Source organism: Limnohabitans sp. JirII-29 (assembly GCF_003063395.1).
In the GTDB taxonomy this organism is placed as follows: domain Bacteria; phylum Pseudomonadota; class Gammaproteobacteria; order Burkholderiales; family Burkholderiaceae_C; genus Limnohabitans.
In genome coordinates this window covers 18233-32515 of the sequence record NZ_NESB01000013.1, presented here as the reverse complement: position 1 = coordinate 32515, position 14283 = coordinate 18233, and the positions used below count along the sequence as shown (strand labels likewise).

General features: G+C 61.0%; 15 protein-coding genes. 4 read left to right on the top strand and 11 right to left on the bottom strand.

What is annotated here, in order from left to right:
- Positions 1-13: 13 nt before the first annotated feature.
- The 4 genes from B9Z39_RS15835 to B9Z39_RS15820 form a co-directional block, all read right to left on the bottom strand.
- Positions 14-1705, bottom strand: coding sequence for an FAD-dependent monooxygenase (locus B9Z39_RS15835; RefSeq protein WP_108302526.1), 1692 nt, complete (start codon positions 1703-1705; stop codon positions 14-16).
- A gap of 24 nt (positions 1706-1729) precedes the next feature.
- Positions 1730-2164 carry a MarR family winged helix-turn-helix transcriptional regulator gene (locus B9Z39_RS15830; RefSeq protein ID WP_108302524.1) on the bottom strand — a complete coding sequence of 145 codons (435 nt, stop codon included), beginning with the start codon at positions 2162-2164 and terminating at the stop codon, positions 1730-1732.
- Between the two features lie 10 nt (positions 2165-2174).
- Positions 2175-3140 (bottom strand): tripartite tricarboxylate transporter substrate binding protein, encoded by a 966-nt coding sequence (locus B9Z39_RS15825; protein ID WP_108302522.1) that lies wholly within the window; start codon positions 3138-3140, stop codon positions 2175-2177.
- A gap of 150 nt (positions 3141-3290) precedes the next feature.
- Positions 3291-4325 (bottom strand): alpha/beta fold hydrolase, encoded by a 1035-nt coding sequence (locus tag B9Z39_RS15820; protein ID WP_108302520.1) that lies wholly within the window; start codon positions 4323-4325, stop codon positions 3291-3293.
- A gap of 114 nt (positions 4326-4439) precedes the next feature.
- Here B9Z39_RS15820 and B9Z39_RS15815 point away from each other — a divergent pair, with 114 nt between their 5' ends.
- Positions 4440-5393, top strand: a complete 954-nt coding sequence (locus tag B9Z39_RS15815; protein WP_108302518.1) for a class I SAM-dependent methyltransferase — start codon at positions 4440-4442, stop codon at positions 5391-5393.
- Positions 5394-5400: 7 nt separating this feature from the next.
- Here the strand turns inward: B9Z39_RS15815 and B9Z39_RS15810 are convergent, their stop codons facing one another.
- The 7 genes from B9Z39_RS15810 to B9Z39_RS15780 all read right to left on the bottom strand — a co-directional run bounded on the left by B9Z39_RS15810 (position 5401) and on the right by B9Z39_RS15780 (position 11684).
- On the bottom strand, positions 5401-5736 hold the full coding sequence (locus B9Z39_RS15810) for a copper-binding protein (protein ID WP_108302516.1): 336 nt from the start codon (positions 5734-5736) through the stop codon (positions 5401-5403).
- A 26-nt stretch (positions 5737-5762) separates the two neighbouring features.
- Positions 5763-7175 (bottom strand): multicopper oxidase family protein, encoded by a 1413-nt coding sequence (locus B9Z39_RS15805; protein ID WP_108302514.1) that lies wholly within the window; start codon positions 7173-7175, stop codon positions 5763-5765.
- A 12-nt stretch (positions 7176-7187) separates the two neighbouring features.
- A complete protein-coding gene (locus B9Z39_RS15800; RefSeq protein WP_108302512.1) occupies positions 7188-8579 on the bottom strand; it encodes a TolC family protein in 1392 nt (463 codons plus the stop codon).
- A 38-nt stretch (positions 8580-8617) separates the two neighbouring features.
- Positions 8618-8965: a hypothetical protein gene (locus B9Z39_RS15795; protein ID WP_108302510.1), complete on the bottom strand. Its 348-nt coding sequence runs from the start codon at positions 8963-8965 to the stop codon at positions 8618-8620.
- Positions 8966-9053: 88 nt separating this feature from the next.
- Positions 9054-9503 (bottom strand): hypothetical protein, encoded by a 450-nt coding sequence (locus tag B9Z39_RS15790; protein WP_146183350.1) that lies wholly within the window; start codon positions 9501-9503, stop codon positions 9054-9056.
- 55 nt (positions 9504-9558) lie between these two features.
- The gene (locus B9Z39_RS15785) at positions 9559-10473 is read right to left on the bottom strand and encodes a hydroxymethylglutaryl-CoA lyase (protein WP_108302506.1); all 915 of its coding nucleotides are present in this window, start codon (positions 10471-10473) and stop codon (positions 9559-9561) included.
- Entirely contained in the window at positions 10470-11684 is a 1215-nt protein-coding gene (locus B9Z39_RS15780) for a CaiB/BaiF CoA-transferase family protein (protein ID WP_108302504.1), read from the bottom strand. Before B9Z39_RS15780 ends, B9Z39_RS15785 begins: the two co-directional genes overlap by 4 nt.
- A 167-nt stretch (positions 11685-11851) precedes the next feature.
- Here B9Z39_RS15780 and B9Z39_RS15775 point away from each other — a divergent pair, with 167 nt between their 5' ends.
- Genes B9Z39_RS15775 through B9Z39_RS15765 form a run of 3 tightly spaced genes read left to right on the top strand, consistent with a single transcriptional unit; the run spans position 11852 to position 14231 of the window.
- Positions 11852-12724, top strand: coding sequence for a dioxygenase (locus B9Z39_RS15775; RefSeq protein WP_108302502.1), 873 nt, complete (start codon positions 11852-11854; stop codon positions 12722-12724).
- 45 nt (positions 12725-12769) lie between these two features.
- Positions 12770-13771, top strand: a complete 1002-nt coding sequence (locus tag B9Z39_RS15770; protein ID WP_108302500.1) for a tripartite tricarboxylate transporter substrate binding protein — start codon at positions 12770-12772, stop codon at positions 13769-13771.
- 31 nt (positions 13772-13802) lie between these two features.
- Entirely contained in the window at positions 13803-14231 is a 429-nt protein-coding gene (locus tag B9Z39_RS15765) for a hypothetical protein (protein WP_108302498.1), read from the top strand.
- The last annotated feature ends 52 nt before the right edge of the window (positions 14232-14283 follow it).

The following is a 14283-nucleotide window of genomic DNA, read 5'->3' as shown; positions in this document are numbered from 1 at the left end:
GTGCAGGTTCTCCTTACTGTGGCAATGCGGCGCTCAAGGCGTCTTGCAGGCGTGTGGCGTCCAGCGTCAACCAGCGCGCGCACACATGTTGGTCGGGGCGCAGCAAATAGCCAGCGCCACTGGCTTGCACGCCATAGCGTTGACGGAAATGGCCCTCGGTATCAGCCAGGGTGGCATCGGCACCAGCCACGGCGTGACCAGACCCTACCGCTGTGACACGGATCGGCACACCTTTGGCACGTGCGGCCTGCACCACCGCTTGCAGTGACTCAGGAATCGCCTGCGCCTCGGTGAAATACAACAAGTCAAAGCCACCGCCTACGTGGTCCAGCAAAAAGTCGTCGGGTGCCAAACGGATGTTTTGTGGTGGCGCGCCATGGCTTGGGCCGCAGGTGAACAAGGCGTCGTCATCGCCTGCGCTGTTGAGCATCGACTGCGTGTACGCGTGCGGGCGCGAGGTACGCCAGTGGTAGAGCGGACGCACAAATTCTTGCGTCAGCGAGAGCGACAGCACCGCATCACGCAGCAGCTGAAAACCACCCGCAGGCGGTGCCATGAAGCGTGTGCTCTTGCCCGACTCTTCAATGATTTCGCGTGCGGCCCCCACGCGCTCGGCGCTGTGGTTGGCCAGCAGTTGAGGGCTGCTCAAGCCCTTGACCACAAAGGCCAATTGCCAACCCAAAGACTGCGCATCCTGGAACCCGGTGTTGGCACCACGTACCCCAAAGATGGGCAACAAATGTGCCGCGTCGCCCGTGAAGATCACGTTGCCATGCACATAGTCGGGCAAGGTCAAGGTGCGTGCGGAATACACCGACGACCAGTCCATCTCCCAAGGCGTGCCCGCATAGCCAATCATGGCCAGTTGCGCATCAATGCGTGCTTTCAACGACTCGGGCCGCAGTGCTTCTTCGGGTGTTTCGCCTTCGGGCAGCTGGTAGTCCACACGCCAAATGCCGTGGGGTTCACGGTGCATCAAAATGGTGTTGCCACGGTTCCAGTCTGGGTCAAAGTAAGCCAGGCGCTCGGTGGGCAGTGGCAAATCAATCTTGATGTCGGCAATCACAAAAAAGCCTTCGTAGGACGCGCCTTCCATCTGCAAGTCCATGGCGGTACGAATGCCAGAGCGTCCCCCATCGGCAGCCACCAACCAATCGGTCTCCAAGGTGTAGGGGCCTTCAGGCGTGTCGATCTGCACCTTGGCAAAGCCATCCATCTGCTCAACTTGCGTCACCTTGTTGCCCCAACGGAAATCAATCAACGGGTTGGCGCTGCAAGCCTCCAGCAGGTATTCCTCCATGTACTGCTGCTGGATGTTGATCATTGGAAAGAAACGGTCATCTGCGTCGTGCGGCGCCTCCAAACGAAACACGCGCTGGTTGCGGTAGTACGAATTGCCAAAACGCCAAGGCAAGCCGTTCTCGGTCATGCGATCGGCCACGCCCACTTGCTGCAAGATCTCCATCGAGCGACGCGTGAACACAATGGCACGACTGCCTTGCGACACCTGCAACTCCGACGTCACCACCACGCAGGGCACACCATAGCGTGCCAACTCCAGGGCCGTCACCATGCCTGCGGGGCCAGAACCTGCGATGACCACCCGTTTGCGTTCTTGCTTGGCGTGTTGCGACGCCAGCCAGGGCTGATGCACTTGGTAGTGGTAATAAATCGAAGGACGTGCTTCGGTGGTGGGGGTATGCATTTTTCTAAATCCTCTGTGGCGTCATCATTCGCCGATGTTGTGTTGCAGCAAGCGGTCCAGCAACTGGCTCAAAGTGGCCTGCTCGTCTTTGTTCAGGCAAGACACGATGTGTCGGTTGCGTGCATCGATCAGGGCCATGGTTTTGTCCCACAGCTTTTTGCCTGCGGCGGTCAAACCCAAGGTCACGCCACGTCCGTCGGAGGGGTGTTCCTTTTTACGGATCAGCCCCTTGTCCACCAAAATTTGCGCGGCACGGCTGGCTTGGCCCTTGTTCAAGTTGCCTTTGTCCGCCAGGTCCATCACCGACATGGGTTCAAACGTGCCCACCGTGGCCAAACAGCGTGCTTCGCTCAGGGACAGCCCTATCTCGTCGAGATACGACTTGTGACTTTCATAGTCCGACACCTTGGCCAGCAAATGCAGGCGGTAGGTGAACGAACGGTCCAGTTGAATTGCCATGGTGCTGCCCTCAATCGGCCTTGATGCCTGTCGACTTGATGAGTGGGCCCCACTTGGCGCGCTCCTTGGCGGCATAGTCGGCCATAGCTTTGGGGCTGCTGGGCGTGGCCTCCAGGCCCAACACCTGCAACTTGGCTTTGATCTCGGTGCTGTTCATCGCATTCAGCAGCGCCTTGTTGAGGGTGTTGATCACCTCGTCTGGCGTGCCCGCAGGTGCCACCAAACCTTGCCAGGCATAGGCTTCAAAATTCTTCAGCCCTTGCTCGCTGAGCGTTGGAATTTGCTCAAAGTTTTTCACCCGCTTCGCGCTGGCAATGCCAATGGCGCGCAGCTTGCCTGTGGTGATGAACTGATAGCCACTGGCGGTGTCCACAAACATCATGGGCACTTGACCACCCACCACATCTTGCACGGCAGGTGCAGCGCCACGGTAGGGAATGTGGGTGAGCTGGGTCTTGCTGACCTCGCGAAACAGCTCGGTCGTCAAATGGTGCGGGCTGCCTGCACCGGGTGTGGCATAGCTCACGCTGGCTTGGGTTTGAATCCAGGCCAACAACTCTTTGAGGTTGTTGGCAGGCACGCTGGGGTTGACCACCAAGATCATCGGAAAGCGCACCGTCAAACCAATGGGCGCAAAGTCTTTCTCCACATTGAAGGGCAGCTTGCTGTACAGAAAGGGGTTGGCAGCCAGTGTGGCCGTGTCGGCGGACATGATCACGTAGCCATCGTTCTTGGCACGTGCCACATATTCGGCACCAATGTTGGTGGCAGCACCGGGCTTGTTGTTGATGACCAGCGTTTGGCCCAGAGACTCACCCATGGTTTGTGCCAGGGCGCGCGCCACCGTGTCGGTGCCGCCACCGGGTGGGTAAGGCACCACCCACTCGATCACCTTGTTCGGGTACTTCTGCGCGATGGCGGCCGTGCCCAGCACCAGCAAACCAACCGCAGCCACAGCCTTGAGTTTTTGAACCATTGAAGTCATCGTGTCTCCTTGAAAAGATGTCTGCGCGTGTCAGAACGCAGCATCTTAAACAAATGTAGTTGCGGGCGCAACTAGGTAGAAACACGTATGGTTGTGTGCGCAACCAATTCAGGTCGGCATCGCAACGCCGACCTCAGAGATTCAGGGCTTGTCTTGTAAGAACTGCAACAGGGCGGCATGAAAGCGCTCGGGCACCTCCAAATGGGGCACGTGGCCCACGCCCTCAAACTCCACCAGCTTGGCACCCGGAATCAGGGCTTGGGTCGTCTTGCCCAATTGCGCAAAGTTGCCCAAAGGACGCACCACCTCAGGCGGCGCAAAGCGGCGGCCAAACACGGTGCGGTCCAGCTGCCCGATGGCCAACAGGGTGGGCACGTTCAACCGTGGCAGCTCAGCCGTGATGGGCGCGTCGTAAATCATCTGATAGGTGAGCGCCGACACCTTGGCAAAACGTGGGTACTCCGCACTCAGTTGCACGCGGGCGAATTGTTCGACAAAGCGCTCGAACTCAGGCTGCCACACTGGAAAGTAGCTGCGCACAAAGTTGCGATAGGTGGCGGGAGTTTGGGCCATTTCCAGCTTGACCAAGTTGTCGGTGGCTTGTGGCGGAATGTGCAGCGTGTAGTCCTCCAGACCCAGCGGGTTTTCCAACACCAAGGCGCTGACACGTTGCGGATACATCCGTGCAAAGTGCACACCCAACATACCGCCCATGCTGTTGGCCACCACCGCCACGCGGCTCAAGCCCAAATGGGCCAATAGGCGATCGGTGTTGCGGGCCAGATCAGCAAAGTGGTAGCGAATCTCAGGCTTGGACGATTTACCAAAGCCAATTTGATCGGGCGCAATCACCCGGTAGCCTTGTGCGCTGAGGGTGCGCAAGGTGCCCGCCCAATAGTCAGAGCCAAAGTTTTTGCCGTGCATCAACAACACCGTGCGGCCATTGGGCGTGCCCGTGGGTGCCACGTCCATGTACATCATGCGCACCAGTTGGCCTTGCATTTCAAACTGCATGCTCTGCACAGGAAACGGATAGGCCCAGCCCTCCATCGCAGTGCCCAGGGGCTCAGACTGTGCATACGTTGGCGCGGCAGGTGTAGCGCTGCCTTGGGCCAAACATACCGAGGCACTGAAACACACAGCTGCCATAGCCATCGTCCACGTGTTGCTTTTCATACCTTCTCCTTGAGTTCTTGAAACACCGACAATCCCCGCCTGGGCGCCTCGCGCCACGGGGTGCGCCGACATCCTGCCACAGCCTCAACGCCCATCACTTAGAACGTGTCACCCATGCAAGCCTTGCTCAACGCCATCGCCACGATGCCTCTCCCCCAAGATGCACAACGCATCTTTCATGGCCGTGGCGGTCTGTATCCAGGGTGTGAGCAATGGGCGCTGGATGCCTTTCCCCCGGTGTGGGTGTTGACCAGTTTTCAACCCGTGTCTGAGGATGACCTCGCCACCCTGCACCACGCGCTGTCAACACGCTGGCAACAGTTGTCACCCGATCAACCGCTGAACTGGGTGTTCCAGTGCCGTCACGCCAGCCAAACCGAAACCCGGCTGATGGCAGGCAGCGTGCCCGAGCCGCATGTGGTGAACGAAGACGGTGCCCGCTATCGGGTGCATGTGTTGAAGGGACAAAACCATGGCTTGTTCCTTGACATGGCCGAGGGCCGACGCTGGGTGCGTGCCCATGTGCAAGCGCGCGCGCGCCTGAAAGTGCTCAACCTGTTTGCCTACACCTGTGCGTTTTCGGTGGTGGCCATGCAGGCGGGGGCAAGGCATGTGGTGAACGTGGACATGAGCCAGGGCGCCATGACCATTGGCCAACAAAACCACCAGCTCAATGGCGTGATGGCAGGTGCCAGCTTTTTGGTGCATGACATCTTCAAAACCTGGGGCAAGATCACGCGCAGCGGGCCCTATGACCTGATCATCGTCGACCCGCCCAGCTACCAAAAAGGCAGCTTCATCGCCACCAAAGACTACGCCAAGCTGATGCGCCGCCTGCCCGAACTACTGGCGCCCGAGGGTCAAGCCTTGCTGTGCCTGAACGCGCCCGAGTTGGATGTCGCGTTCTTGCATGAACAGATGCAAACCTTGGCCCCCGAGCTGGTGCTGCAAGAGCGCGTGGCCAACCCCGCGGTGTTTGCCGACGTGTCGCCCGAGCGTGCGCTGAAAGTTCTGGTATATCATGGCCCGGGCCTGCCAAAACCCGACGGGCATTTGCCCAACCCCTGATGGGCACTCACTTGACCAGCTCGGTGATCACCAGCTTGCCGTTCTCCGACACCACCACAAAACGCACCTGATCGCCAGCAACCACCCCCTGGAGCAAGGACTTGTCTTTGACCGTGAAGACCATGGTCATGGGCGGCATGTCCAGGCTCTTGATCTCGCCGTGTCGCAGCGTCACCTTACCGGTAGACAGGTCGACCTTCTTCACCTCTGCTTCGGTGAAAGCCGCTGCACTTGAACGCGTCTGCGGGGTCTGTGGCGCAGTTTGTGCCATGCCAGTCATGCCGCACGACAAGCCGCCGCACAGCACGAGCACGGACAGCGTAGGTTTTAAAAACTTCATCATCGAAGATCTCCTATTCCAAAAAAATATCAATGCTCACCATGCGCATGGGGTTTGCGAATTTGCACTTCAACTTCAGAGGCGGGTTTGTCCACACGCGGCATGCTCTGACCGCCCACGCCATGCTGACGCTTCGGGGGTACCACCGCGCCTGCGTATGGCTGCGCCACCGTGCCTGGGGGATGCTGAAACCAACCCGGGTTGCTGTAGTCGCCGTTTTTTTGTGTCTTTCTGACCTTCAAGACACTGAACATGCCGCCCATCTCAACCGAGCCAAACGGACCCTCGCCGGTCATCATGGGCACGGTGTTGTCTGGCAAGGGCATCTCCATCTCCGCCATGTCGGCCATGCCGCGCTCACCCATCACCATGTAATCGGGAATCAAGCGGTTGATTTTTTTGCCAATGTCGCGGTGGTCCACGCCAATCAGGGTGGGCACGTTGTGGCCCATGGCGTTCATGGTGTGGTGGCTCTTGTGGCAATGCAAGGCCCAGTCACCCTCCTCGTCGGCCACAAACTCGATCTGGCGCATTTGGCCCACCGCCACATCGGTGGTCACTTCGGGCCAGCGTGCGGTGTGGGGTATGGCCCCACCATCGGTGCCGGTCACGGTGAACTCGTGGCCGTGCAGATGGATGGGGTGGTTGGTCATCGTCAAGTTGCCCACCCGGATGCGCACCTTGTCGTTGAGCTTCACGTTCAACGAGTCAATGCCCGGAAACACGCGGCTGTTCCAGGCCCACAGGTTGAAGTCCAGCATGGTCATGGTCTTGGGGGTGTAACTGCCAGGGTCAATGTCAAAGGCATTGAGCAGAAAACAGAAATCCCGCTGCACGGTGTCGATGAGCGGATGTTTGTCTTTGGGATGGGTGATCCACAGACCCATCATGCCCATGGCCATTTGCGTCATCTCATCGGCATGCGGGTGGTACATGAAGCTGCCAGGTCGGCGCGCCACAAACTCATAGACAAAGGTTTGTCCAGGCTGAATGGCCCGCTGGGTCAGACCCGACACGCCGTCCATGCCATTGGGCACGCGCTGTCCATGCCAGTGCACGCTGGTGTGCTCAGGCAGTTTGTTGGTGACAAACACTCGCACCCGGTCGCCCTCGACCACTTCGATGGTGGGCCCCGGGCTTTGCCCGTTGTAACCCCACAAATGGGCTTTGAAGCCGGGTGCCATTTCGCGCACCACCGGCTCGGCCACCAGGTGAAACTCTTTCACACCCTGGTTCATGCGCCATGGCAAGGTCCAGCCGTTGAGTGTGACCACCGGGTTGTAGGGCCGCCCGGTGTTGGGCACCAAGGCAGGCATGGTGTCGGGCTGGGTTTGAATGACGGCCTCAGGCACACCCGCCAAGGCATACCGCCCCACCGCAGCCGCCGATGCAGCGCCACCGGCAATGCCAGCGAACTTGAAAAATTCTCGTCGTGATGTCATGACTATCCCTTGTCAGTGGCCCGCAGGACTGTTGGCCGTGGTGCTGTTGGACGCGACCCACGCGATGGTGGTGGGGCGTCCCATCAGCGTGGCTTGCAACGCCGCGTCGGCCAGCCAGAACTGCTGTTCAGCGGCGATGGCAGAAACCACGGCAGAAATTTGATCGCGTGAATCGGCCAACAGCTCAAACACGCCAATCAACATGCCGTTGTAGCGCAGCACGTTTTCATCGGCGATGACCTTGCGCAAAGGCAGCACCTCTTCTTTGTAATGTCGGGTCACGTCGTGCGCCGTGCGGTAGGCCGCGTAGCTCTCACGCAAGCTCGAACCGGCCAAGCGCAACGTGGACTCCAGCCGATGGGCCGCAGCCAGCGTTTGCGCCGACATGGCCTCGCGTTGCATGCCACCCCAGTCAAAGACCGGCAGCTTCACACCCACTTCATAGCCACGCCGTGACGCCGAGGTGGCCGCGCTGCTGTCGGACACACGGCCACGTCGCACCGACAACTCGATGTCGGTGAAGCTCGTGACTTGGTTGAGCCCTTGCGCTTTGGCCGCCACGTTGAGTGCGGCCCGGGCTTGTTGTATGTCCAAGCGCTCATACGTGGCTTGCTGCGCCACGTCCTGGGGCAACAACGGCTGCTTGGGCACATCGGGCAACCGCTCAGGCAGCACCAGTTGCTGGGCCTGGTCGTCGTCCAAGCCCAACCAGCGCACCAGCTCTTCTTTGCGTGACAAGGCCGCTTGCGTGGCCGTGGCCAGTTGGGCTGCTGCATCTGCATAAAACGCCTGGTGCCGGGCCCGGGTGAGTTTGTTGAAGTTGCCCACCGCCTCCATGCGGCGCGCCAACTCGGCACTGGCTTGGGCGCTGGCCACCACCTGCTCGGCGTAGTGGGCCATCTGTTGCGCCGCCACGGCACGCACCCAGGCTTGGCGCACTTGGGTGACTTGGTCCACCACCTCCGAGGCCGCCTGAACCTGCGCTTGTTCCATGCGCACATCCGCCATCGCTGCGCGTTGCGGCAGCGTCAACAGGTCTAACAAACCGAAGGTGAGAAACCGGTTGAGCTCCAACTCGCTGCCGGTGACCACGCGCTCGAAAGCAAAACTCGGGTTGGCAATGCGCCCGCTTTGCGCGGCACGGGCCCCCAACTCCCCCTGCTGCGCCAGCAAGGCCTGAAACGCGGGACTGTTGTTGAGCAGCAATTGCACCGCCTCTTTGGGCCCCACCGGAGCGGCCAAGAGCTGACGACTGATTGCCCGGCGCTGGTCGCGCTGGGCTTGGGTGCGCGCCAGGTTCAACCCGCCTTGCGAGAAGTTGCGGGTGGTGCGGCTGGTCTGGTCCATGCCTTGTTGCATGTCATAGCTGCTGCATCCCGCCAAACCCAACACAAGCCACACCATGGCACGGACTGGCAAGGGCCGCCGTTTGTCGAGAAAAGTCATGGCTGGCCTCCATGCACATGGGGTGGTGGCGGTGTTGAAGTCGCGCTTGGCACCGCGCTGGGTGTCGGTGCAAGTTCTTTGGCATAGGCACGCCACCCACCCACTTGTTGCACCGTGTCATTGGCCTGTGGCCATGACTGAACAGGTGACGCGACATAACGTTGGTAGCTGTCAAACGTCGAGCGGTAGCGCAAGTCCACAGAGGGCTTGGCTGTGGCAAGTGCATCCACCTGTGCCCACGCGCTGCCCGCCAGCGCACAGCCTAAACAGGCACTGAGCAGGGCGCACCCGGGCCACCACCTCGCAACAAGCAGCGAGCACGGCATTGGTTTTTTGAAAGACATAGATTCCTCGTTGACCATGGATCAAACATCTCAGGATGGCGCGCCACCCAGAGGTCCGTGCACTGACAACCAAGAGGTTGCAGCGCGATCAGGCGAGGAAGGTGCGGGGCGGTCGCTCTAAGTGGTTGGGTGACCACTCACCCAACAGCACAGCAGGAGCCGCCACCAGCGTGTGAGCTGGCTGCCCCAATGCCAACACCACAGGTGCAGGCAGCAACGCCATGCCCACACAGCACTGCGCGCAGGTGCTGCATGTATGGTGGGGTGTGGCGCTTGCGTTGGTGTTGGCGTTGGCGTTGGCTTGGGCTGACGACGCGTCATGCGACGTTGGCACATGCTGTGCCACGGCATGCGCGTCATGGCCGTGGTGCCCGTGGTGGGCGTCCAGGTGCACTTGTGCGGGTGGCGTCTGCATCACGACATGAGCAACCACCACAGCCGCTTGGCCGTGGCAAAACATTTGACTGACCGCAGCCATGCCTTGCAGTGGCACTGCAAGGACCAGCAAACACATCAACCAAAGTTTGAGGGTTTTCACGCGATCGATGTTAGCAGGGGTGCACAGGCCCTTAACGGCATCGCACCCAACACCATCACTGGGCTTGCGGGGCGGGGTGCAGGTCGGTGATCAAACCCGCCTTGGCCACTTGGCCAGGCACGTCGTGACCCACGATGTAGGGCAAACCACGCGCCACCGACAGCAAACGCGGCAAGTCCATGCCGGTGTCGTAGCCCATGGCGTGCAGCATGTGCACCGCGTCTTCGCTGCAAATATTGCCACTCGCCCCTGGCGCATACGGGCAACCGCCCAAGCCACCGAGTGAGCCGTCAAATCGCACAATGCCGCCTTGCACGGCGGCCAGCACATTGGCCAGGCCCATGCCACGCGTGTTGTGGAAATGCAGCGTCAGCTGCACGCCCGTCAGCCGCTGCTGCAAGGTCTCGACCATGTGGGTCACTTGGGCCGGGTGTGCCATGCCCGTGGTGTCGCAAATGGTCAAGCCGCGCACGCCCAAGCCTGCAAAGCGCTCGGCGAACTGCACCACCTCGGCCTCGGGCACATCGCCTTCCATCGGGCAACCAAACGCGGTGGACAGCGACACATTGATGGGTGTGCGTCCATCCACATGGCGCACCACCTCGGCCAGTGCGGCAAAGCTTTGCTCACGGCCCATGCGCAAGTTGGCGCGGTTGTGGGTCTCCGACGTGGACATCACCAAGTTCAGCTCATCGGCTTTGGATTCCAAGGCCCGCTCCGCCCCGCGTAGGTTGGGCACCAGCACGGTGTACTCCACACCGGGTACACGGCTGATGCGGCCCATCACCTCTTCGGCGTCGCGCAGCATCGGAATGGCTTTGGGCGAGACAAACGAGGTGGCTTCGATCTTGGCGTAACCGCACAAACTCAGCGCGTCGATCAACGCCACTTTGGCGTCGGTGGCGATGAACTCAGGCTCGATCTGAAAGCCATCACGGGTCACCACTTCGTTGAAATAAATACGTGTCATGCGACGATGCCTTGGTCTTTGAGGGTTTGAATTTGTTCGGGGGTGAGGCCCATGTTGCTGAGCACCGCATCGGTGTCTTGGCCCAGTGCGGGTGCGTTGCGGCGATGCCCGCCCGGCGTGCGCGACAGCTTGGGCACGATGCCCGGCACGGCCATGGACGTGCCGTCGTTCATCTGCACCTGCTGAATCATGCCGCGCGCTTGGTAGTGCGGATCGGCGGCAATGTCGGCCACGGTGTAAATGCGCCCGGCAGGCACCGAGGCTGCGTCCAACACCGCCAGCACCTCGTCCACCGTGCGCTCTGCCGCCCAGGCACCCAGGGCGTCATCGATCTCGTCCACCCGTTGGACGCGGCCTGCGTTGTCGGCCAACGCGGGGTCTTGCCCCAAATCGTCACGACCCACGGCATGCATCAAGCGCTTGTAAATGCTGTCGCCGTTGCCCGCGATCAAGGCATAGCCCCCATCACGGCAGCGGTACGCATTGGTTGGTGCAATGCCGGGCAAGGCGCTGCCTGCGGGCCCACGCACAGCGCCAAACGCGCTGTACTCGGGCAGCAAACTCTCCATGCAGTTGAAGACCGCTTCGTACAAGGCCACATCAATCACTTGGCCCTGGCCACTGCGTTGGCGTTCGTGCAGCGCCATCAAGATGCCAATCACGCCATGCAAAGAAGCCAGCGTATCGCCCAAGCTGATGCCCACGCGCACCGGCACACGCCCGGGCTCGGCGGTGAGGTGGCGCAAACCGCTCATGGCCTCGGCCACCACGCCAAAGCCAGGCTTGTCGCGGTAAGGGCCGGTTTGGCCGTAGCCGCTGATGCGCAGCATGATCAAGCGCGGGTTGATGGCGTGCAAATCGTCGGGCCCGAGGCCCCAGCCTTCCATGGCACCGGGACGGAAGTTTTCAATCAGCACATCGGCATCGCGCACCAACTGGCGCACGATGTCTTGCGCTTGGGGCTGTTTCAAGTCCAGCGCCACCGAACGCTTGTTGCGCGACTGCACCTGCCACCACACCGAGGTGCCGTCTTTGAGCAAACGCCATTTGCGCAACGGGTCGCCGCTGCCAGGGGTTTCAATCTTGATCACCTCGGCACCAAAGTCGGCCAAGGTTTTGGCGGCGAAAGGGCCGGCGATGAGCTGGCCGAGTTCGATCACGCGCAAGCCGCTGAGGGGGCCGGTAGAAGCAGAAAAAGTGTCGTTTGGCATAGGGCGAAGAGTGTGCCTGAAACCGATGCAGTCAGCAGACCCTGATGTGCCAAACGTGACGCTGATTGGCGCAGAATTGTCAGAGTTTTTTTATCGACAAATAAGATAGATATCGAATATTATCGATAAAACAACACCCAACCTTGCCCCTCGATTCAGGACACACGATGACGACCAGTTCCCCCCAAGACGCGCTTTCTCTCTCTGTCACCGAAGCCGCCATGCGCAGCTTTGCCACCGCCAGCAACCCCCGCCTGGGCGAGGTCATGGCGCTGTTGGTCAAGCACCTTCATGCCTTTGTGCAAGAGTCGCACCTGACCAAAGCCGAGTGGTTGCAAGGGCTGGAATTTTTGACGGCCAGCGCCGCCATCACCGATGGTGAACGCAACGAGTTCAGCCTGATCTCCGACATCATGGGCATCTCATCGATGGTCGACGTGGTGTCGCAGCCCGTGGGCGGCACCCCCAGCAGCGTGTTGGGCCCTTTCCACAACCACGACTCCAAAGTCAAGCCCAATGGCAGCGACCTGACCGATGGCCAACCCGGCGAGCGCACCTGGTTCAAAGGCCGCGTGGTGGGGGTGGACGGCCAGCCCATACCCAACGCAGAACTCGACTTTTGGCAAAACGCAGACAACGGCCTGTACCCCGCGCAAGACCCTGAGCAAGACCCACACAACCTGCGTTGCAAAATCAAGTGCGAGGCCGACGGCAGCTTCAACCTCCTCACCATCCGCCCCCACCCCTACACCGTGCCCACCGACGGCCCCGTGGGCGCGCTGCTGCGTGCCAGCAACCGTGGCATTTGGCGTCCAGCCCACTACCACGTCATCGTGAGCGCACCGGGCCATGTGGGCTTGGTGACCGAGCTGTTCCCCGAGGGCTCGGATTACATCGACAACGACACCGTGTTTGGCGTACGCCCCGGTTTGGTGGTGCCCTTTGTGCCTTGTCACGACAAGGCAGTGGCCGAGCGCTTTGGCATCGAAACGCCTTTCTTGGAAGTCAACTTCGAGTTCTGCCTGGTCAAAGCCAGCTGACACGCGACGCGCCTTCACCGATACACACACAACGAGGAGACAGACATGGCCCAACTCACGCACCGCTTGCACACCCTGGCACGCACCACCACCCTGGCGGGCATCGGCTTGGGGGCTGTGTGCAGCTTGTTCAGCACCCACGCGTCGGCACAAGCCGAGTGGCCCAAAGCCAAACCGGTCACCTTGCTGGTGGCGTTTGCGCCGGGTGCGTCCACCGACATCGTGGCGCGCTCGCTGACGCAAAAGTTGTCCGAGATCACGGGCGGCAACTTCATTGTCGAAAACAAAGGCGGTGCAGGCGGCAACATTGCCACGGGCCAAGTCAAACGCGCCGCGCCCGATGGCTATACCGTGCTGGTGCACAGCGTGGCCTTTGCGGTCAACCCCTCGCTGTATGCCGACGCTGGCTACGACGCGCTGAAAGACTTTGTGCCCTTGGCGCTGGGCCCCAAGACGCCCAACATCTTCACGGTCAACCCCAGCGTGTCGGCCAAAACCCTGCCCGAGTTGGTGGAAGAAGCCAAGAAGACGCCCATGAGTTACGCCTCATCAGGCATTGGCACCACCACCCATTTGTCGATGGAGCGCTTAAAAACTGCCGCCAAGGTGGACATCACCCATGTGCCCTACCAACCCGCAGCAGCCATCAACGCCGTGGTGGCCGGCCACACGCCCATGGCCAGCACCTCCATGCCGCCAGCGGTGCCGATGATCAAGGCGGGCAAGCTGCGCGCCTTGGCTGTGACCAGCGCCACCCGCTCGCCACTGTTGCCCGAGGTGCCCTCGATCACCGAGTTTGGCTACAAAGAGTTTGACGACTACACCTGGTTTGGTTTCTTCTTGCCTGCGGGCACACCGCAGGCCATCGTGGACAAACTCAACGCCGCGCTCAACCGCGCCATGGAGTCGCAAGACGTGGTGGACAAATTTGCCCAGCTCGGCATGTCCAGCAGCCGCAACAGCGCTGCCGAATTTGGCAGCTTCTTGCGCGCCGAAGTGCCCAAGTGGGCGGCGGTGGTGAAGAGCTCTGGGGCGAAGGCCGACTGACGGCTTGACAAAGCAAACCTAGAATGAGGGTGTGACGTCTCCCACCCTGCTCCACCGCTGTCGGCTCGCGCTGCTGCACACCCTTTGGGTGTTGTTGGCACTCGGGCCGTTTTTGCATGCGCATTACGGCAGCAGCAGTCGCACCGGGTTTCACATGGACGAGGTCAGCCAAGCGGTGTCGCATTTGCCGCATCTGGGACACACCACCGAGCTAAGTCAGGCAGACGCGCCTGAATCACCCGCGCTGGGGGTGGCCACCTCGCACACACGCGAGGTCAGCGACCCAGACCACAACCCCCTCAGCAGCGCCCCCAGTCACCCCGTACACCCAGACCCAGCGGCCCCAGCACCCCTGCTGGCCAACGCCTGGCAGCACCCGCCGCGGACGCCATCTGCACCCTACCGTGCAGGCCTGCCGCCACCGGCACTGGCACCTCCCCTCTCATTCCTCCACGCTTAAACGCCTGCGTCACATCGGTGCGGTCTGATGACCCCATCACGATGCGCGAGGC

Excerpts from the sequence above, each read along its gene's own strand:
- B9Z39_RS15780 (WP_108302504.1), bottom strand. The coding sequence starts at position 11,684 with ATGCCAAACGACACTTTTTCTGCTTCTACCGGCCCCCTCAGCGGCTTG.
- B9Z39_RS15810 (WP_108302516.1), bottom strand. The coding sequence starts at position 5,736 with ATGATGAAGTTTTTAAAACCTACGCTGTCCGTGCTCGTGCTGTGCGGC.
- B9Z39_RS15805 (WP_108302514.1), bottom strand. The coding sequence starts at position 7,175 with ATGACATCACGACGAGAATTTTTCAAGTTCGCTGGCATTGCCGGTGGC.
- B9Z39_RS15835 (WP_108302526.1), bottom strand. The coding sequence starts at position 1,705 with ATGCATACCCCCACCACCGAAGCACGTCCTTCGATTTATTACCACTAC.
- B9Z39_RS15770 (WP_108302500.1), top strand. The coding sequence starts at position 12,770 with ATGGCCCAACTCACGCACCGCTTGCACACCCTGGCACGCACCACCACC.
- B9Z39_RS15800 (WP_108302512.1), bottom strand. The coding sequence starts at position 8,579 with ATGGTGTGGCTTGTGTTGGGTTTGGCGGGATGCAGCAGCTATGACATG.
- B9Z39_RS15825 (WP_108302522.1), bottom strand. The coding sequence starts at position 3,140 with ATGGTTCAAAAACTCAAGGCTGTGGCTGCGGTTGGTTTGCTGGTGCTG.
- B9Z39_RS15815 (WP_108302518.1), top strand. The coding sequence starts at position 4,440 with ATGCAAGCCTTGCTCAACGCCATCGCCACGATGCCTCTCCCCCAAGAT.
- B9Z39_RS15795 (WP_108302510.1), bottom strand. The coding sequence starts at position 8,965 with ATGTCTTTCAAAAAACCAATGCCGTGCTCGCTGCTTGTTGCGAGGTGG.
- B9Z39_RS15830 (WP_108302524.1), bottom strand. The coding sequence starts at position 2,164 with ATGGCAATTCAACTGGACCGTTCGTTCACCTACCGCCTGCATTTGCTG.
- B9Z39_RS15820 (WP_108302520.1), bottom strand. The coding sequence starts at position 4,325 with ATGAAAAGCAACACGTGGACGATGGCTATGGCAGCTGTGTGTTTCAGT.
- B9Z39_RS15785 (WP_108302506.1), bottom strand. The coding sequence starts at position 10,473 with ATGACACGTATTTATTTCAACGAAGTGGTGACCCGTGATGGCTTTCAG.
- B9Z39_RS15775 (WP_108302502.1), top strand. The coding sequence starts at position 11,852 with ATGACGACCAGTTCCCCCCAAGACGCGCTTTCTCTCTCTGTCACCGAA.